The sequence below is a fragment of the Pseudomonas sp. F220 genome (assembly GCF_057813935.1).
This window is the reverse complement of record NZ_JBVASJ010000017.1, coordinates 95,562-113,196: the sequence shown is the minus strand read 5'-3', so window position 1 is coordinate 113,196 and position 17,635 is coordinate 95,562. Positions and strand designations below refer to the sequence as shown.

Below are 17,635 nucleotides of genomic sequence, written 5' to 3'. Positions count from 1 at the left end.
CACAATGACCTTTCAGCCAAGCCCTTCAGGTGGAATAAGACGGCTGAATCAATCATCAGCTCTGTAAACAAAGCAAAGCTGGGGGCGATAAAGAATAAGTTATTGAATTAACCGCTCAGGACACTAGTCCTAATACCGGTAAGTTAAGCGAGCGCTGCCCCTGTAGGAGCAGCCTTAACTTACCGGCATTAGGGCCAATCCTGATTAAGTGCGCACATCGAACAACGACGCGTCTATATAGTGCGGCATTTTATAACATTTATAGCCGCACAACCCCGCCACCCTCCCGTTATAAATCGTCGACCACCTTGCTCATTTAAACATTACTATTGGCGGAGCGTACACACTCTCCTATTGTCAACTGCGGCAATAAAAAATAACAAAAAAGCCGCAGCGACCTACAACATTAAGTCGCTGACAATTTCAATATAATTAGTTATCAGCAAAGGATTTGCACTTTGGTACATACTCGCGTAAATCGAAAAACGGTAGTCAAAGGGCTTACCTTTTGGGGGCAGTGGGCCGTTGCCATGAGCGTCGTGGTCACGCTTCTGTTTATATTAGTGTATTACCAAACAGGCAACATTGACTTCCATTATCGAGTGCTGGCCATTCTGACTATACTGGTCTCTGTACCCTCCTACTCCATGCTTGAGGTTTATCATAAGAAACATAGCTACCTCAACGGCATGGGCCGGCTACTGCTCGGCTGGTTGATCACTTCATTCTGCTTGCTCACTATCGGCTTTGTCAGCAAAACCACGGATATGTTTTCCCGAGAAGTTATAATAACCTGGTCATTGTTGGGTTATGGCTTGCAAGTCCTGCCTTATCTTCTAATGCACCATCTCTCCAGACATTATCATCGAAAACTTAGCCATCAATATAATACTTTGATTATTGGTACAGGCGGTATTGCGCTAAAGCTGGCTGACACTTTCCACAAACAGGAACATTCTCCTCTCGTCGGACTTGTCAGCTCTGTACCGACTCAACACAGCGTTGCCCGTTCGCCCTTGATTGTCGGTGAATTAGAAGAGCTTCGGGCACTCATATCCGCTCATGACATTCGGCGTTTGTATATTGCCCTTTCGCTGAGTGAAGCACAGCACATTGAGGCCATGTATATTGACCTTCTTGATTTAAATGTGGATGTCATCTGGGTTCCCGACCTGGACAGTATGATGCTTCTTAATCATTCAGTGAGTGAGGTAGGCGGTTTTCCCGCCATACATCTTAATGAAAGTCCGCTGACCAGCTACCCCACCGCAGCCTTGAGTAAAACGTTGGTGGATCGTTCCCTGTCGCTCATCGCCCTTATCTGCTTAAGCCCACTCCTGTTAGGGATCGCTGCCGCCGTTAAATTATCCTCCCCCGGCCCCGTTATTTTCAAACAGAAGCGCCATGGCTGGAATGGCAAGATTATCATGGTATGGAAGTTCCGCTCTATGCGAGTACATGACGACAAACATGTGCAGCAAGCTAGCCGACAGGACTCACGGGTGACTGCAGTGGGGCGCTTTATACGACGGTCTTCAATCGATGAATTACCGCAGTTATTCAATGTACTGCAAGGCGATATGGCACTCGTCGGGCCTCGCCCCCATGCCGTCGCTCACAATGACTATTATATGGGCAAGATACATGCCTACATGGCGCGCCATCGAATCAAGCCAGGAATAACCGGACTTGCTCAGGTAAGCGGCTGCCGAGGGGAAACCGAAACAGTCGACAAAATGCAAAAGCGTGTCGAAATGGACCTCGCCTATATTAATAACTGGTCGCTATGGCTTGATATAAAAATCCTGATCAAGACGCCCTTCTCGCTTATATCAAAAGATATTTATTAACACTCATAATCACCTATTTAGGCGATAAGTAGCTGAAGGTTTTCGAGTTGTATGGGCGGCGGCCGAAAAAGCGAGTGGGCTTTCCCTCATGCCGGTCCGTTAAGAGAAATGCACAGTACTGCGATGTAAGCCAAAGGCTTGCGGCGCGTGCCAGATCACCAAGATCGCAGCCTGCGGCAGCTCCGCCAAACCGGTTCATCTTTGAGATAACAGGTGTACGCAAAACCTGCAGGAGCTGCCGTAGGTTCGGGCCGCGTTCGGACGATCTTTTGGGGACACCCATGCCGTCACTTCACCAGGACTCGCAATCACGCCAACCTCTATAACCGTATCGATTCGCCAGAAATGCGCCAGTACGGCTGCTTAAAGGCCTTTTCAGCCCCGGAAAGGGATACCGCCAGATGGTTCAATAACCCTTCCGCGGTATATTTTGGAATACTCGCACTCAACATTATGATCGCAAGCCCCAACATCAGGGCCGGCAGTGGGATTTTGCTGACGCCCTTTTTCTCCTGCCCGTAAAGAAATACACAGGCCGCTGCCGACCCAACCAGTGCCCCGGCAATGGCTTCTGGAAGGGGATGTATGTAAGGCGCAACATAGTAGACGCTGAACCACCAGGTCGACAGCAGCCCTACACCCAGCGCGGGCCATCGAAGGCGGTGATCTATCTGTCGAAACAGTAAACTCATCACCACGGTTGACACCAGGCAAGCGTTCATCGCGTGACCGCTGATAACTGCGATATCCAGGCTTTCCAGACCTATCCCCCAGCCCTTGAAAAGCACTTTGCTCAGGCCAACGACGAAATAGGCGACAAGCACGACGCCTAGCCATAAAAAGGCGAGCTTTTTTGACGCGGCACACCACAGCCAACCGGCGACAACCAGGGCTGCCGGGAGCATGACAGTGATACCGGCGTATTGAGCGATGTACAGTTTTGAATCCAAACTACCTCCTCGAATAATTTTTTCAGTGTTACGCAGAGCCAGGACCTCCTCGCTGCCCTTGGGCAGTTTTCCGGCGTTGGTCGACACGGAGATTGAACTCAGTCTATACAAGACTCAGAATCTCCGATCAAAAAAGCACTTCAACCGCTCCTCTACCACAGCCTCAGAATAGCTCGTAACGTCCATCGCCAACTCTGCCTCCACCAGAGCCTCCAGCAACGCGGCTTGGGCCTCGAAGCGGAGATCGCGATTAAGCTTGCGCGCAGCGTGCATCTGATCAAATAGCACATGGGTTACTTGATAAGGTGTGCTGTTTTTTAGACGCGCTAGCCAGAGGGGAAGTCTTTTCGCTGTTTTACTCCGTCTGACGCTCATCGACTTATCCAAAGAAATATTTTTTGAAGCTTCCACTATCTCTTCGAACACGTCGGTCAGCTTTTTCAACACATAGCCAAGAATCAAATCATCCAAGGATCCCAAAGCCGACACTCCTACGCTACGGGAAATCATGACCCATACTCATTACACTTAATCAAGCGTAGCCGGGCGAGCGAAGTTTCATCTTCTCCCTATCATTACATTACACTTCATTCGATATACGTATTGGACGTATTCTAACGTCGGCACTTTCTGATCAACACAACTCACTGATAACACCCAGACAAACACCAGTATGTGTTTCCGACCATTTACAACAATCGTTAATGCCTAACAGCAGACATCGGAGATTAGCCCCACTCTGCCCACACCACGCCGGCGCATCCGCTTTGTTAAGTTAGCGAAACGCTGACTTTCTAAGTTATTTCATTCCTGGTACGACGCATGAGATATGTAGCCGATACTACGAATCTTTTTACACGCTTTAGCGACTCTGCAACGGGCGACAGTCAGCTATTGAGTGACCTATAATCGAAGCAACACTCAAACCTGTTTCTTGATATTGGAAATCGCGGCTTAGCTCATTCTAAAAATACTGGCCCGACGCCATCCGCGCAAGATCACAGAATAGCCACAAAAATGACTGACTCATGGAAAACAACTCGAGGCCCGCCCCTGCAAGGCAGGAGAGAGCCAGATGACATTCTGGCGGGAGGGTAGCTGTCTCATCCCAGTGGACCCTCAATGGGAGCTAATGGTTATCGGTTGAGCTGATAGCGACCCGCTACCGTCGACTGGAGGCCATTCCGGTGACGGTCACCATCACGTCAGGGTAATCGGCGTAGCTGGTGAAACCCTGTCAATACCGCCGATAATCACGTCATACTCATGGTTGTGCGTGTATTTCCTGGAGGAGTTGCCTTCGGTGATCGGGAGCATGTCGAGGAAGGCAAGCGCGTTCTTGCTGCCCGCCAGCGAGTCAGAAATCTTGGCCATGGTTTTTTCTCCAGGCGTAAAAAAGCCGGCAACTGGGCGGGCGTTCGGGTGCGCTGCGGAAAATCTGCCGCCTTATTGGGATTTCAGGAAAAATGACCCTGGTCAAGATGGGGCTGCGAAAATGCAAGTTCTCGGCTCCGTGCCTCAATGCAGGGCTTTCGCCGCCAGACCAAGACCTCATACCCAATCTAAAGACTTCCGAAGCCAATCAGCATCCATGTCGCTCCATCAAACTCCGCTTCCATCCACTGTCCCGCAGCAATTCCCTTGAGAGAACCCAAGAACACGTTAGGCACACCGCTGGCAGAGGCGGGCCGGACTACGCGAATGCGGTCGCCAGCAGCACTTGCCAGCGCTGCTGGCGGAGTCGCAATCGTACGAGTGGCGGTAATCACTGCGTTAACGATGAACGTCTTCCCGGGGACGCCGACTATATTGGCATCGCCTACATAGACCGATGGGTTGCCCGCGCCCAATCCGGCGATAATCCGCGCAGCACCAGGATCAATGGCGTAGTCCGTGGCATTCCCCTTGACAAGGCAACCGACAAAAAGATGGCCGCTGTACGTCGTGCTGCCGTCCGAGGATATCTGGCAGCCTATCGAGTTTCCAGACAACTCAATGCCGTGCAGCTGCGAGTCCGGCGACTGCGAGAAGTAGCCCACGGTAGTGTTAGATCGGCTGTGCCCGCCAAAAACCTTGAAGTTCGGAGAACAAGAATGCGTGATGCCGCGCCCAGTGTTTCCATGGATTTTTGGATTGAACAGCGTGGTGTCGGGCGAAAACGTCAGCACGAAACCGCTCGCCGCGTTACCCTCACAGATAGGGTTGTAGTAGGCATTGTCGGTGCTCTCATAACCAACACCGCTAGATTGGCGGATACCCGCGCCTGAGTTCCCCCGACACGACGGCGCAAAAAACGTGTTACTGGACGAGCCGTTGCCAAGATAGATGCCACCGTAAGCGATGGAAGGGCCGTTTCGATCATAAACTCCACCGTGCACACGGTTGCGCTTGCCTCCATCGCCAGACGATGAGACGAATCCGTCAATCATCAGGCCTGCATCAGTGTTACAACTGAGGCTGCCGGGATAGAGGTGGTTGTCGTGCGCACCGTTCAGCGTTATTCCGATACGGTTTAGCGAAGCATCGTCCACAGTAACGATATTGTTGGTGCAGCGCTCCCCGGATAACGAAACACCGGCCCCCGAGCTAGAGTCACAGCCTGTCACCTTTCGAACATACACACGGTTATGCTGGCAAGTTGTACCGGCAGCAGCCTGCCCAGCCAGTGACACGCCCTTATTCTTGATGTCGCGGATCTCGCCCAGGACTCGTATATCACAGAAGTTCGCGCCTGCTGCGAGAACGCCGTTCTGCTTAACATTCGTTGCATTGCCGATCAAATCACTGCGTAACTCCAGGCGCGCGTTTGTGCTGCCCGCCACGCTGAATATATCCGTCTGCGCTCCACCCTGGACCTTCGCGTCGCAGATATATGTTGCACCACTGGGGACGACGACCGTGCCAAGTAGGTTAAGCACCTTGCCGCGCCCAGGGGTGAACACGACACGTCCATCTGCTGCGCCTTGGACGAGCGCTGCATTCAGCTGGGCGGTCGAATCGGACTTTCCTGTCAAGACGACAATCGAGTCACGCAGGAAATCTGCAACAGTTCGACCATCAAGACCCACCTCTCCGGCGCCGTTAATCGGATCGGCCAGCTCCTGCCGCAGCACATCATCCCCGAGCAGCACAAACGCATCACTCTCGGCCACCCAGTTGCCCGTGGTGGTATACGGTACGGCCACAAACGATGACAGGCGATAGGGCTGCCCGTCTTTCATCAAATATTGGTTGTGCGCTGTGATTTGCAGCGGGCTGTCCGCATAGTCACCGAGTAGCTCGTAGCCGCTAGATTGAAGGAAATGGTCAAACCGCGAGACGCGACCAGCCTGTGCCGCATCGAACGCTGATTCGCTTTCGGACTGAAATGCTGTGAATGTGGATTCTCGATCATCCTGTGTACTTTGAAACTCTCTTTTCCGCTGCACCTGATCCGAATCGAAATCAGCCACCATGCCGGGAATACTTTTGCGGTCTACGCCAAACCGATCCTTATAGGTTGACGCAGGTCCATTGGCAAAGCTGTCAAAGCTCTTCGCATTGTCGGACAGATCGCGCGGATCAGTACTGCCAATCGGGTTGAGGGTGTTGTAGCTCATGCTTATCTCGCTCACGGAGTAAGCCGCCGGCGCCGCAAATGAAGCGGTGCCGAGTGCGCTGATTTTTATCAATTGCCGGCGACTAACCATCGTGACCAAGCCTTCTATGATGGATTCAAATGGGTGGGTGCTGATCGTCGTAGGTGTACACGCACGCGTCGTAGGGCATATCCCTCATCGCCATATTATCGTTCGATGGGTTGGAACTGGTTACCAGCATCGGGTAGGCCCACTTGCTCGCAGGGCCGAACAGGGCATGCGGCGGCTCCAACATCCAATTTGTATCTGGCGTGAGTCCAGTTCAATAGCCCTGACGTGGTTGTCGTCTACCAGGGCGGCTTCGTAGGGATCGGATAACGTGCCGTCCAATCGGCGAATGCCGATCTTGTGCACGCCACCCTCCATGTAGGTCGGGGCATGGCATCAGGATCTTGCTCAACCTGCTCCTCTACCAGCGTCTGGATCAGCAGGCTTTCCAAAGAGCTGTACTGCTCGGTCATAACTCAACCTCATCATTCTCTGGTGATCTACTCGCGCCGGGCGGCACATCCACTAAAGGCCATTAACCCCCCATTTGGCTTCACAGCGACGACACCCCATGCGGGGAACGAGTCAACAATGATTGCGCCAGGCACAATGCGCAGTGACATCGAATGATGCGACCACCAGGCCAATCTGAGTGTCGGCATAGATTGCGTAATCAACCTCTACGCAATCCAGCAGTGCCCGTCGGCGTCCTCGACCATCAGCCGGCGCGTGGGTGTACTCACCTCTTGGCTCGCTCATACGATCCATCCGATACTGATGAAAGGAGCCGCATAATGGCGCCACGGCCGCGCAACACTGCGAACAAAAACCTTTCGCAGAATTTGTACTTCGACGCACAGCGCTCAACCTATCGCTACTGTCGGCCCACCGACGGGGCATGTGGTTCCAGTTCGGCGCAGATCGAATCAAAGCGATCGACGCCGCCAAACAGTTCAACCTGGAGTTCATGAGTGGAAAAGGAAACTAAGAAAAGGGGACGCCGATTTACCATTCTCCAAGCGTTTCCGACACCGAAAGCGAGCCCAGTAGATATCACGCTCAGCGACCCAGAAATTACCTCAATCGACCCTCGACAACAGCCACCGAATAACTCGCGAGATCCATCGCCAGCTCTTCCTCCACCAGTGCCTCCAGCAAGGCTGGCTTGTGCCTCGACGCGCAGGTCGCGATTAAGCTTTCCGCAGCGTGCATCTGATCAAGCAGCACATGGGTCACTTGATAAGCGCTGCTGATTCTCAAGCGCCCTAGCCAGACAGGGAGTTTCTTTGCAGCTTTACGTTGTTTGATACCCACGACGCCCGTCATCTTAAAGGCGTCCAAAAAACGTATACTCCTTCGCTTCGTGAAGTCATCTTTCCGCTAAAGACATACATCCGCCATCATGACACTACACTTTATTCGATATACGTATTCGACGTATTCTAACGCCGGCACTTTCTGATCAACACAACTCATTGATAACACTCAGACGAACACCGACATGTGTTTCCGACCTTTTATAACAATCATTAATACCTAAAAGCAGACATCGGAGATTAGCCCCACTCTGCCCACACCACGCCGGCGCATCCGCTTTGTTAAGTTAGCGAAACGCTGACTTTCTGAGTTATTTCATAACTGGTACGGCGCATGAGAGATGTAGACGATATTACGAATTTTTTACACACTTTGGCGACTCCGCAATGGGCGACAGTCAGTTATTGAGTGACTGGGCTTACCCCTACAAAACCCGACACCAACTCCCTGTTAAATTGATGCTTGCTGCCCAGGCCACGGGCCAACAGCAACAGGCTGGATAAGCCCTGCTGGCTGGCATGAGCGATTCAACCAGGAGTAACTCGGGGGAAAACAATTCGCAGGATTGCATAAAAAGCAGCAGGAACCTGAAAGAACGGGAGATGGCACGGGGCATAGCCTGAGGTCGCATCAATGCACCCGCAGCGCACCGTCAGGCAACATTGCCTGGGCGTCTGCGGGATGCGCCAATCCATCGTCTGAAGGAAAAGCCTCCCCCCATGAATGCTCTCGAACTGTTTGCCCGTCTCAGCGGCTGTCATTGGATCAATGGTGAATTGCAGGCTGGCACGAGCCCCTCAAGTTACGACGTGCTCGACCCGGCGACCGAGCAGCGTATTGGTCAACTCTGTGATGCCTCTCGGGAAGAGGTGAACCACGCGATCGATATCGCCAATCAAGCGCAGCAACGCTGGAACCGCAGTAATGCCCTGCACCGTGCCGAAGCGATGCACGAAGTCGCCGCCGAAATCCGCCGGCAGCGCCCGCTGCTCGCAGAGATGCTCACCCGTGAGATTGGCAAGACCTACAAAGAGTCCTTCGACGAAGCCTCCTGGTCGGCTACGGCAGTGGATTACTACGCGGAACTGGGCCGGCATGAGATCGGACGGGTAGCGGGTCCGGTGGTGGACGGGCAGTTCAACTTCTCGCTGAAGGAGCCGCTGGGCGTGGTGGTACTGATCCTGCCCTTCAACTATCCGCTCTGCCTACTTTGCTGGCAGGCCGCAGCGGCGCTGGTGGCCGGCAACGCGGTCATCATCAAGCCGTCAGAGTTGACCTCGCTGACCACCTTGCAGTTTGTCCAGGCCTTCGCCGGCTTGGGTCAGGGGCTGGTTCAGGTATTGACCGGCGGCGCCGAGGTCGGCCAGCAACTGGTTCGGCATGCGGGTACGCACATGGTGGCGTTTACCGGCGGGATCGAGACGGGGCGCAGCATCGCCCGGGAATGCGCTGGGATGTACAAGCGCACCTTGATCGAAACCTCGGGCAACGACCCGTTCATTGTCATGCCGTCAGCCCCGATCGATATCGCCGCCCGTGGCGCGGCCTTCGGTGCCTACCTCAACTGCGGCCAGGTGTGTGCTTCCTCGGAGCGTTTCTATGTGCACGAGGCGGTCTACGACGCGTTCGTCGAGCGTTTGATCCACCACGCCCGGCATATCCGGGTCGGCAATGGTCTGGACAAGGTCGATATGGGACCGCTGGCCTCACAAGGGCAGCGCGAACGTTACGAGCGGATTCTTCATCGAGCCATCGAACAGGGTGCACGAGTCGGTGCGGGAGGTGGTCGCCCGCGAGGACTTGAGAAGGGCTGGTTCGCTGACGCCACGGTGCTGACCGACATTGCTTCGACGCTGGATATCATGCACGACGAGAGCTTCGGGCCAGTGGCCCCCATCTGCAAGGTGGCGAGCCTTGATGAGGCCCTGGCACTGTCGAACGATTCGCGCTATGGGTTGGGGTCGACGATCTACACCACCAGGCTGGAAGAGAGCATGCGCGCCACCCATGAACTGCAGGCGGGCATGGTCTGGGTGAATGCGCCCCTGCTGGATAACGATGCCGGACCATTTGGTGGCCGTAAACAGTCGGGTATGGGGCGTCAACTGGGGGCCGAGGGACTGGATAACTTCCGTCACAGCAAGTTCGTGATGATGGATCCTGCCGCCTCGGCGCAGGACTTCTGGTGGTTCCCGTTCCGCGATGAAGATGCATTTCCAGGGCAGCGCTGAACACCATTTCGGCTTCCTCTTGTAGGAGGTCCACCACCCCGCTGCTCTCCTCTGGGCGGCGGGTAATTCTCGAATGTATCTCTGGTGAGGGCCAAAAAAATGCAACAACAAACTGGCGAACTGGAAAGACGTCTGCAACTGCTGGAGAACCCGGCGGAGCAAGGCGAAGACTTCGATGCGACGAGTTGGTTCTGGCTGCTCTTGCTCGGAGTATTTCTGCCGGCAATCGCACTGATCGTGGGGTGGTATGTATGAACGAGCACTTATCGACGCTGGACGGCTCGACCGCGGATTCGAGCAGCGATATCGAAGCAGACAAGAGCGCCTTGCCGCTGCTGCGTCACGAACGCACCTGGGGTAGCTGGAAACTTGGCATTTCACTGGCCACCGCCGCTGCCGCGACATGGTGCTATCTGATTGGCGGCTATGTCGGGGCTTACCTTCCCTTCGCCCAAGGTGCCATTTCCCTCACGGCGGGATGCATGATCGGCATGCTGCTGGTTGCCCTGGCAGTGGTGCCGGTGTGCATGCGCTTCGGCGTCGACTCCATTGCCTCGGCCAAGCCGCAGTTCGGCAATCGAGGTTGGGTGCTGGTCAGTGCCATGCAGTTCATCTCGATTGTCGGCTGGAACTCCCAGCTGTTGATTTTCTTCGCCAAGTCGACCACGCAATTGCTCTTGGCGCTTGGCTGGATTGAGGACGGTAAAAGCGTCTTGCTGGTGCCGTTGACGATTCTGCTGGCGTGCTCGTTGGTATTTTGCTTTCTCTTGAAGGGTTCGCGCGGAGTCGATCGGGTCGCGAGGATTCTCGTCGTCCATGTGTTAGTCGGGTTCTGGGTGCTCTACATCATCGTCAGCGAGCGCTGGGACGAGCTCTCCAGCGCAGTGCCGGCGGCCGCATCACCGGACCGGCTGTGGAATTACACCACGGGCGTTGAGATCGGCATCGCCTCGTTGCTGTCCTGGTGGCCCTACATTGGGGCGATGGTGCGGATGGCGCCGAAGGGGCGAACAGCTGCACTGCCGATCATGCTGGGCATGTCGGCCCCGGTACCGGCGCTGAGCCTGATCGGTATCGCCGGAGTTCTGGTGCTGCAGGTTTCCGATCCAGCCGAGTGGTTACGCACCATTGGTGGGCCTGCCTACGGGATCGTCGCCTTGTTGTTCGTGGCAGCCGCCAACCTGGGGACGGCCGTGGCCGGGGTGTATGCATCGGCGATTGGGTTGCGGCATTTCAAAGCGCTGGAAACCGTGTCCTGGCCAGCGATTCTGTTGATCACCCTCCTGCCAGTGGCCTTGGTCGGCCTGCTTATTCCGGAGCTGTTCTTCGCCCATTTCGGCACCTTCCTCGCCTTCATTGGCGTAGGTTTTGCGCCGCTCTGCGGGATTCAGATCGCCGATTACTACCTCATGCGGCAACGTCGCGTCAGCGTGCGAGTGCTGTTCGACAATCGGCCGGACAGCCCCTATCGCTTCTGGGGTGGATTCAACCCCGCGGCACTGCTGGCGATGATTGCCGGCTGCACCACCTATGTTGGATTGCTCGATCCGTTGACGTATGAAAGTCATGGTCCCTATGCATTCACCACAGCCTCATTGCCCTCGGTACTGATCGCTGGACTGGTGTACTGCGTCGTCACCCACCTATGGGTCCGGCCAGCGGGCAAAGGTGGTTATCGGTAGATACCTGCCCGGAGCATGCAGCCCATGCTCCGGGATTTATCTGCGCAGGTTCAGTCATCTGCCCGCTCACGAAAGCGCCGAGGGGTTTCCTGGCTCGTTCTGTGGAAGCAGGCCGTGAAATGGCTCTGGCTGGAAAAGCCGGTCGCCAGCGCCACATCGCAGATCGATGCGTCGGTTTCCTTCAGCAGGAGTTTGGCTCGCTCGATACGTCGTTGCAGCAGGTAGTGGTAAGGCGAAATGCCCATGGCCTTACGGAAGGTATGGGCGAAATGGAAATGGCTGGTTTTGGTCGCCAAGGCGATGTCTTCTACTGAAATATTCTGCGCCAGATTGCGTTCGACGAAGTCCAGCGCGGCTTTCAGCTTGTGCGGTGAAAGCGCCAGACGCTCGTCCGGTTCATCGGGTTGGCGGTTGCAATGCCCACGTAGCAACTCCAGGCAGAAGGTCTGGGTCAGTGCTTGAACATAGGCACGCGAACCCGGTTTTTCGCCGCGCAACTCATCGAGAAGACCCAAGCCGATGTTGTAGATCGCCTTGTTCTCCAGGCCTATCCCATCCACCAGTTCAAAGGCTCCCATGTCGATCTCGCGTGCAGTGCGCTGCAGCACCGAGGGGTCAAGACAGACATGTAGGGAGTCGATGGCCGACGTCCACTCCCACGCATTTTCCTGGTTGGCAGACATGATGGAAATTTGTCCCGGGCGGCTGTACCCGCGCAGCCATTGGCCATTCAACCGCACACCAAGATCGCCAGGGGTGTCGAGGTGGATCACGATGAAGTGAGCCGCGAGGGGCGGTGGCTGAACATGCCCGCTGGGCGGATGCTGGTGACGACGTGCGGTGATCGACGCCCAACCGCTCTCGTCGCTGGAGAGTTGCGCGGGGGTGGGCATGAAGGCTGCCCAGGCTTGCGGTGAAAGCGCATCGGGATGCGGATTTTTGCGGAACATGGCCTCGCCTCTTATTATTTTTTTCTGGCTCAGAGACGGTACGCCAGATGCCTGCCAGCTTATTCGGAAGGCAACCGACGCAACGATCTTCTAGTAGAAAACAAGGATAGAGGTAAAGTGCAAAAGCGCGACGCCTGTTGCCGGAACGCAAGGCTTGGCGCTCGGTCAAGATGAAATCGATTACCCCAGAATCAGATAGGTCTTGCGTACTGTTTCGGTGACCTCCCAAATACCATGGGTATCAGGTGCAAAGTAGATCGCATCACCTGCCTGGAACGCTATGGGATCACCATCGTCCGGGGTGAATACCCCCTTGCCTTCGATAAAATAACTGTACTCAGCCTGCATGATCTGACGCCTCAAACGGCCTGGCGTGCACTCCCAGATTCCGGTTGATACATTCTGCGATGCAACCTCCTGGTCTAGCGCGGTACGCGTCATCGGAATCGTCTCTCCGACAGGTTTGCCGGCGGGGACCGGGACGGAAAATTGAGCGTCATTCTGGAGGCGGATCAAAATAGGGGTCATATAGAATTCCTCAGGATTTGTCTTCAAGACCAGCAGGAGCAAACTTGGCCATCATCACATCCAGCCTGTTGGCTTTGTTGCCGCTAATTTCAGCCCGCTCCTTGCGGATAACTGACTTGCGAACCATGGAGCCGCCAATGAAACGCACCGGCTCGGGCGGGAATGTCTTACAGCGCCTTGCAACCAGAGCACATCCACTCCATTCATCCTTTCTGCCAAGCGCCAGGCTGGCGAGGATGCGGCCACCAATGCGGCTAGGCCCTACCCCGTTTCCACTCCAGCCAATCCCATAATGAATGTTGTCGCTACCGTTCAGGTTGTTGAACACAGGAAGGCTGTCGTAGGTACGGTCAATGGGACCTGACCAGGAGTGTGTAACGGCTACATCGTTCAGCATCGGGTAAGTGCGACGCAGGTCCGCTTCGGTAAGACCGATACCGTCCAGGTCTTCGCTGAATACCTTGCCCATTTTTGAGCCATAGGAAAGAGACCCGGTACCTTTACCAAAGGCAATCCGTCCATCCGGGGTGGTCCGATAGTAGTCAACCATTAGCTGTGAATCGGTTATCGCTTCAGCCCCGCTCCACCCCATATTGACCAGGCGTTTGGCGATCGGTTGTGTGACCACAATGGAACTCCCGACCGGGACAAACAGCTTCGCTAACTCAGGTATCGCCGATGACCAGGCATTGGTTGCAAGGACAACATTTCTCGCATCGACCCGGCCATTGGCAGTGTGAATCCGGGCCGGATGCCCAGGGTGAATGTCTGTAACCCCGCTGTTTTCGAATATTTCAACGCCAGCCTCTATCGCCACTTTGCGCATGCCACGCACAAGAGCTGCTGGCTGAACGGTGGCATTACTACGTTCCAGCACGCCGGCCAGATGAACATCCGAGCCGGTACGCCGCGCGACCTCTCTACGAGATAAGCGCTCGAATGGCTTGGCACCCAATCGCTCACAGGCTTCAAGCGTCGCGCTCCAGGAATCAACGTGCGCAGGACAGGTTGCGGTCCAAAGCCAACCTTTCTGCTTGAACGATGCTTCCAGCTTATGACGTTCGCAAAACTCGCCCAGTTCAGAAATCGCACGCTCTGCACTGTGTGCCAAAAAGGCCGCCTGTTCAGTGGAACAGAATGAAGTCAGAGACTTGATCTTGGGCCACCAAGACATCACGAAACCACCATTACGGCCTGATGCCCCGCCACCACAAACGTCCTGCTCCAAAACAATGACTCGGCAGTCCGGCTCATGCTCTTTGATGGTGAGGGCAGTCCACAACCCGACAAATCCTCCACCCACAATAACGATGTCGGCCGAATGCACGCCATGAAGCGAGGGAGAAGGTTGAAGCGCCGGCTCCACGGACTGCAACCAAAAGCTTCGTTTTAACGGTGGGGTGACAGGAAATTTCATTCGCACGTCTCGTTCTAATTTATTGTTGGGTCCGTCTCGAACGGCAAACCTGTTGCGAGTACGCGCTACCTTGCGCAGGGTGAAATGACTGAATACGAAGCTATCTCGACGAATCTAAAAAAACAACATTATTTTTACTGGCAGTAAATTTTTTAATAATTTATTAAAATTGCCGATTTCTCCTGTTTATCGTCATTTTCTTCCTAGCTCACTCATCGCGGCTGCCCACACACTTTGTGCCAAGGCCAGCCACTGTGGCCGCGCAGCCATCAGAGCAACAAGAAGAGAGGTCGGCGTGAAAATAGAACGATTAGGCATGAGTGCACGCTATAGCCAATGTGTCATCTGCGATGGAAAGATCGAGACGTCTGGAATCGTCGCTCGCGACTTAAGCCAGGGAATTTCCGCGCAGACTCACGATGTCCTGCAGCAACTGGAGGACATTCTTGCAATGGCACAGGTGGACAAATCGCGTCTGACCCGAGTGCAAATCTGGCTCTCTAGCATGGGCAACTTCGGCGCCATGAACGAGGTCTACGACGCCTGGGTTGATAGCGCCAACCCGCCTGTCCGAGCCTGTGTTGGTGCAGAGTTGGCCGATAGCCGCTACCTCCTGGAAATCCAGGCCTCGGCAATCTTCTAAGCCGCAACGCGTGCAGCGCCCTTCCCCACTGCCCCCCAAAAAACAATAGATGCCCCAGGAGGTGTCCATGCTGCATGACGTCGTATTGCTGGACCGTGACGGTTTCGCCGAGAGCGTGGTGATCAACGAACTGCCGTTCCCTCATCGCTGGACCCAATATGGCTACACCCCGCCACAGACCATGGTCCCCCGCTTGGCTAACGCGACCATCGCCATTTCCAGCGGCGTGCCATTGTCGGTGCAACAACTGGAGCAACTGCCGTCACTGCAGATGATCTCGCTGGCGATGACTGGCACCGACGTGGTGGACCTCGACTACTGCCACCAGCGCGGCATCCATGTCAGTAACGTGCCGGGCTACGGCACCCATGCGGTGGCTGAGCACGCACTGGCGATGATCTTCGCTTTGATGCGCAACGTCGGCCGCTATCACCAATTGCTGATGAGTGTTCGCGAGCAGGGCAGAACCCTGAGCAATGCCTATTTCGACTATCCCATCCGAGACCTGCGCGGCAAGGTGCTGGGCATCATCGGCCATGGCGCCATCGCCCAGCGGCTGGCGGAACTGGCCACGCGGCTGGAGATGGAGGTTTACTTCCACGATCGCGATGGCCACTACCTTGGCGAACGCTACCTACCGCTGGAACAGTTGCTCGCAAACAGCGATGTGGTGTCGATTAACTGCCCGCTCACGGCGCAGACCCGGCACTTGATAGGCCGCAAACAGTTCGAGTGGATGAAAAACGATGCCGTGCTGATCAACACCGCACGTGGCGCCGTTATTCACGAACCCGACCTGATATGGGCCTTGCAGAACGGCCAGATTGCCGGTGCGGCGCTCGATGTCGTGGCCAATGAACCGATCAGCCTCGATGAGCCACTGCTGCACCTGGCGGCCAGCCACAACCTGATTCTCAACCCGCATGTCGCCTGGAGCAGCGCTGAGGCCATGCAGGGACTGATGGATGCCGCGCTGGACAACGTCACGGCGTTCGTAGCCGGTCATTAAGCCCGACTACGACGTCATGCCGATCATTCGTTCCCCCCTGAAAGCCCCTAATCCAATAAATACAAAAAGAATAGGTAGGTTATTGCCATGCAAAACGTCGATATATCGAGTACCCGCTCTTTTGATGAGTCCCCCATTCGCCCTTTGCACATCAAGGCCGCCATTGGCGGAGTCGGTGGCCAGTTCTGCGACGGCTACGTGCTTGGCATCATCGGCATTGCCATCAGCCTGGCGACCCTACCGTTGGGATTGGACGCCCTGTGGCTTGGCCTGCTCGGCGGCGCCGCGCTGATTGGCTTGTTCCTCGGGAGCTTATTGACCGGGCCGTTGGCGGACCGCTTTGGCAGGAAGCACATTTACCGTTGGAACATGGCACTGTTCTGCGTCGTTTCTGTGGCCCAGTTCTACGCCCAGGATGCATCGCAACTGCTGGTATTGAGGCTCCTGCTGGGTTTTGCGCTGGGCTCCGATTTTGTGGTCGGCGTGTCCCTGGTTGCAGAGCTGGTGCCACAGCGTTTCAGGGGGCCGTTGCTTGCACTGATGGCCGTTGCCTGGACGCTCGGCTTCACGATCTCCTATGTCATCGGCTACCTGCTGCAAGCACTGGGTGATGATGCATGGCGCTGGATACTGTTCAGCAGCGCAGTACCTTCCCTGCTGATATTCCTCGTTCGACAAGGCACGCCGGAGTCGCCGCTGTGGCTGATGAAAAAGGGCCGCCAACGAGAAGCTCGCGAGGTGATCGAGCGCCTCGGCGGAGGCGAGTTGCCCACGATCGAGCGGGATGTGGCGAAAGCCTCCTGGAGTCAGCTGTTCAGTCGCAAGTATCGTCGCAACACCTTGGTCGGCGCAGTGTTCTATACCTGCCAGGTCATTCCCTACTTTGCCATGAGCACTTTCATCCCGCGCATATTCACGGCGCTGAAGGTGGAAGACAGTTACACCGGCGGCCTGATCTACAACATCTTCCTGCTCGCGGGTTCAGTCGTCGGGCTGATGCTGATCAACCTGCTGACGCGCAGGGCATTCCTGATCGGCACCTTCAGCATCAACGCTGTTGCACTGTTCATACTGGCGACCTGGAGCGGCATGCCTGCGGTTTATGTGGTGGGCGTATTCGCCGTATTCGCGTTCGTCATGGCGGCTTCAGGTGTACTGGAGTTCGCCTATACCTCAGAGTTGTTCCCCACTGAGTTACGCGCATCCGGGGTAGGCCTATCAGTCGCAGCCAGCCGTATCGGCGCCGCCTCCTGCACCTTCCTCCTGCCAGTGGTAATGGAGCGCTTCGGCGCCTCAGCGGCCATCGGTGCGTGCGTGGCGGCGTTAGTCATCGGTGCGCTGGTCTGCCAACGATGGGCTCCGGAAACGAATCCGCGCTATCTGCGCTGAATCCTGCTATCGCGGCTCACAATCGCAGTGCCACGCTGCGATT

General features: G+C 55.5%; 16 protein-coding genes and 2 pseudogenes. 8 read left to right on the top strand and 10 right to left on the bottom strand.

Annotated features, from left to right (window positions below):
• The first annotated feature begins 458 nt into the window (after positions 1–458).
• The gene (locus tag ACZYSM_RS16645; RefSeq protein WP_489072563.1) at positions 459–1,850 is read left to right on the top strand and encodes an undecaprenyl-phosphate glucose phosphotransferase; all 1,392 of its coding nucleotides are present in this window, start codon (positions 459–461) and stop codon (positions 1,848–1,850) included.
• Positions 1,851–2,170: 320 nt separating this feature from the next.
• Here ACZYSM_RS16645 and ACZYSM_RS16640 read toward each other — a convergent pair whose 3' ends face one another.
• From ACZYSM_RS16640 to ACZYSM_RS16615, 6 genes and pseudogenes are all read right to left on the bottom strand, one after another.
• On the bottom strand, positions 2,171–2,887 hold the full coding sequence (locus ACZYSM_RS16640) for a hypothetical protein (protein ID WP_489072561.1): 717 nt from the start codon (positions 2,885–2,887) through the stop codon (positions 2,171–2,173).
• A 27-nt stretch (positions 2,888–2,914) separates the two neighbouring features.
• Positions 2,915–3,310, bottom strand: a complete 396-nt coding sequence (locus tag ACZYSM_RS16635; protein ID WP_489072559.1) for a hypothetical protein — start codon at positions 3,308–3,310, stop codon at positions 2,915–2,917.
• A gap of 690 nt (positions 3,311–4,000) precedes the next feature.
• Entirely contained in the window at positions 4,001–4,174 is a 174-nt protein-coding gene (locus ACZYSM_RS16630; protein ID WP_489072557.1) for a hypothetical protein, read from the bottom strand.
• 188 nt (positions 4,175–4,362) lie between these two features.
• A complete protein-coding gene (locus tag ACZYSM_RS16625; protein WP_489072555.1) occupies positions 4,363–6,399 on the bottom strand; it encodes a right-handed parallel beta-helix repeat-containing protein in 2,037 nt (678 codons plus the stop codon).
• Positions 6,400–6,514: 115 nt separating this feature from the next.
• Positions 6,515–6,807 (bottom strand): annotated as a pseudogene (locus tag ACZYSM_RS16620) (hypothetical protein); the annotation flags it as partial.
• A 204-nt stretch (positions 6,808–7,011) separates the two neighbouring features.
• Entirely contained in the window at positions 7,012–7,185 is a 174-nt protein-coding gene (locus tag ACZYSM_RS16615) for a hypothetical protein (protein ID WP_489072553.1), read from the bottom strand.
• Positions 7,186–7,220: 35 nt separating this feature from the next.
• Here ACZYSM_RS16615 and ACZYSM_RS16610 point away from each other — a divergent pair.
• A pseudogene (locus ACZYSM_RS16610) lies at positions 7,221–7,402 on the top strand (phage integrase Arm DNA-binding domain-containing protein); the annotation flags it as partial.
• Positions 7,403–7,500: 98 nt separating this feature from the next.
• On the opposite strand, the gene ACZYSM_RS16605 reads toward ACZYSM_RS16610, so the two are convergent.
• The gene (locus ACZYSM_RS16605; RefSeq protein WP_489072551.1) at positions 7,501–7,767 is read right to left on the bottom strand and encodes a hypothetical protein; all 267 of its coding nucleotides are present in this window, start codon (positions 7,765–7,767) and stop codon (positions 7,501–7,503) included.
• A 695-nt stretch (positions 7,768–8,462) separates the two neighbouring features.
• Here ACZYSM_RS16605 and ACZYSM_RS16600 point away from each other — a divergent pair.
• The 3 genes from ACZYSM_RS16600 (at position 8,463) to ACZYSM_RS16590 (ending at position 11,656) form a co-directional block, all read left to right on the top strand.
• Positions 8,463–9,974, top strand: a complete 1,512-nt coding sequence (locus ACZYSM_RS16600; RefSeq protein ID WP_489072549.1) for an aldehyde dehydrogenase family protein — start codon at positions 8,463–8,465, stop codon at positions 9,972–9,974.
• 99 nt (positions 9,975–10,073) lie between these two features.
• Positions 10,074–10,229 carry a hypothetical protein gene (locus ACZYSM_RS16595; protein WP_489072547.1) on the top strand — a complete coding sequence of 52 codons (156 nt, stop codon included), beginning with the start codon at positions 10,074–10,076 and terminating at the stop codon, positions 10,227–10,229.
• Entirely contained in the window at positions 10,226–11,656 is a 1,431-nt protein-coding gene (locus ACZYSM_RS16590; protein WP_489072545.1) for a purine-cytosine permease family protein, read from the top strand. The genes ACZYSM_RS16595 and ACZYSM_RS16590 overlap by 4 nt, the downstream gene beginning before the upstream one ends.
• 50 nt (positions 11,657–11,706) lie before the next feature.
• Here the strand turns inward: ACZYSM_RS16590 and ACZYSM_RS16585 are convergent, their stop codons facing one another.
• The 3 genes from ACZYSM_RS16585 to ACZYSM_RS16575 form a co-directional block, all read right to left on the bottom strand.
• Positions 11,707–12,606 carry a helix-turn-helix domain-containing protein gene (locus ACZYSM_RS16585; RefSeq protein ID WP_489072543.1) on the bottom strand — a complete coding sequence of 300 codons (900 nt, stop codon included), beginning with the start codon at positions 12,604–12,606 and terminating at the stop codon, positions 11,707–11,709.
• Positions 12,607–12,786: 180 nt separating this feature from the next.
• Positions 12,787–13,134, bottom strand: a complete 348-nt coding sequence (locus ACZYSM_RS16580; RefSeq protein ID WP_489072541.1) for a cupin domain-containing protein — start codon at positions 13,132–13,134, stop codon at positions 12,787–12,789.
• A 10-nt stretch (positions 13,135–13,144) separates the two neighbouring features.
• Positions 13,145–14,551 carry an NAD(P)/FAD-dependent oxidoreductase gene (locus ACZYSM_RS16575; RefSeq protein ID WP_489072539.1) on the bottom strand — a complete coding sequence of 469 codons (1,407 nt, stop codon included), beginning with the start codon at positions 14,549–14,551 and terminating at the stop codon, positions 13,145–13,147.
• Positions 14,552–14,867: 316 nt separating this feature from the next.
• Here ACZYSM_RS16575 and ACZYSM_RS16570 point away from each other — a divergent pair, with 316 nt between their 5' ends.
• The 3 genes from ACZYSM_RS16570 to ACZYSM_RS16560 all read left to right on the top strand — a co-directional run bounded on the left by ACZYSM_RS16570 (position 14,868) and on the right by ACZYSM_RS16560 (position 17,592).
• Complete coding sequence (locus ACZYSM_RS16570) at positions 14,868–15,194, top strand: RidA family protein (RefSeq protein ID WP_489072538.1); 327 nt, start codon at positions 14,868–14,870, stop codon at positions 15,192–15,194.
• Between the two features lie 67 nt (positions 15,195–15,261).
• The gene (locus tag ACZYSM_RS16565) at positions 15,262–16,203 is read left to right on the top strand and encodes an NAD(P)-dependent oxidoreductase (protein WP_489072537.1); all 942 of its coding nucleotides are present in this window, start codon (positions 15,262–15,264) and stop codon (positions 16,201–16,203) included.
• An 87-nt stretch (positions 16,204–16,290) separates the two neighbouring features.
• Positions 16,291–17,592, top strand: a complete 1,302-nt coding sequence (locus ACZYSM_RS16560; protein WP_489072536.1) for an MFS transporter — start codon at positions 16,291–16,293, stop codon at positions 17,590–17,592.
• Positions 17,593–17,635: the final 43 nt, after the last annotated feature.

What these genes read in the sequence shown, in the direction of transcription:
- ACZYSM_RS16635 (WP_489072559.1), bottom strand. Translation starts at nt 3,310, where the DNA reads ATGATTTCCCGTAGCGTAGGAGTGTCGGCTTTGGGATCCTTGGATGAT.
- ACZYSM_RS16630 (WP_489072557.1), bottom strand. Translation starts at nt 4,174, where the DNA reads ATGGCCAAGATTTCTGACTCGCTGGCGGGCAGCAAGAACGCGCTTGCC.
- ACZYSM_RS16625 (WP_489072555.1), bottom strand. Translation starts at nt 6,399, where the DNA reads ATGAGCTACAACACCCTCAACCCGATTGGCAGTACTGATCCGCGCGAT.
- ACZYSM_RS16615 (WP_489072553.1), bottom strand. Translation starts at nt 7,185, where the DNA reads ATGAGCGAGCCAAGAGGTGAGTACACCCACGCGCCGGCTGATGGTCGA.
- ACZYSM_RS16600 (WP_489072549.1), top strand. Translation starts at nt 8,463, where the DNA reads ATGAATGCTCTCGAACTGTTTGCCCGTCTCAGCGGCTGTCATTGGATC.
- ACZYSM_RS16595 (WP_489072547.1), top strand. Translation starts at nt 10,074, where the DNA reads ATGCAACAACAAACTGGCGAACTGGAAAGACGTCTGCAACTGCTGGAG.
- ACZYSM_RS16590 (WP_489072545.1), top strand. Translation starts at nt 10,226, where the DNA reads ATGAACGAGCACTTATCGACGCTGGACGGCTCGACCGCGGATTCGAGC.
- ACZYSM_RS16585 (WP_489072543.1), bottom strand. Translation starts at nt 12,606, where the DNA reads ATGTTCCGCAAAAATCCGCATCCCGATGCGCTTTCACCGCAAGCCTGG.
- ACZYSM_RS16580 (WP_489072541.1), bottom strand. Translation starts at nt 13,134, where the DNA reads ATGACCCCTATTTTGATCCGCCTCCAGAATGACGCTCAATTTTCCGTC.
- ACZYSM_RS16575 (WP_489072539.1), bottom strand. Translation starts at nt 14,551, where the DNA reads ATGAAATTTCCTGTCACCCCACCGTTAAAACGAAGCTTTTGGTTGCAG.
- ACZYSM_RS16570 (WP_489072538.1), top strand. Translation starts at nt 14,868, where the DNA reads ATGAGTGCACGCTATAGCCAATGTGTCATCTGCGATGGAAAGATCGAG.
- ACZYSM_RS16565 (WP_489072537.1), top strand. Translation starts at nt 15,262, where the DNA reads ATGCTGCATGACGTCGTATTGCTGGACCGTGACGGTTTCGCCGAGAGC.
- ACZYSM_RS16560 (WP_489072536.1), top strand. Translation starts at nt 16,291, where the DNA reads ATGCAAAACGTCGATATATCGAGTACCCGCTCTTTTGATGAGTCCCCC.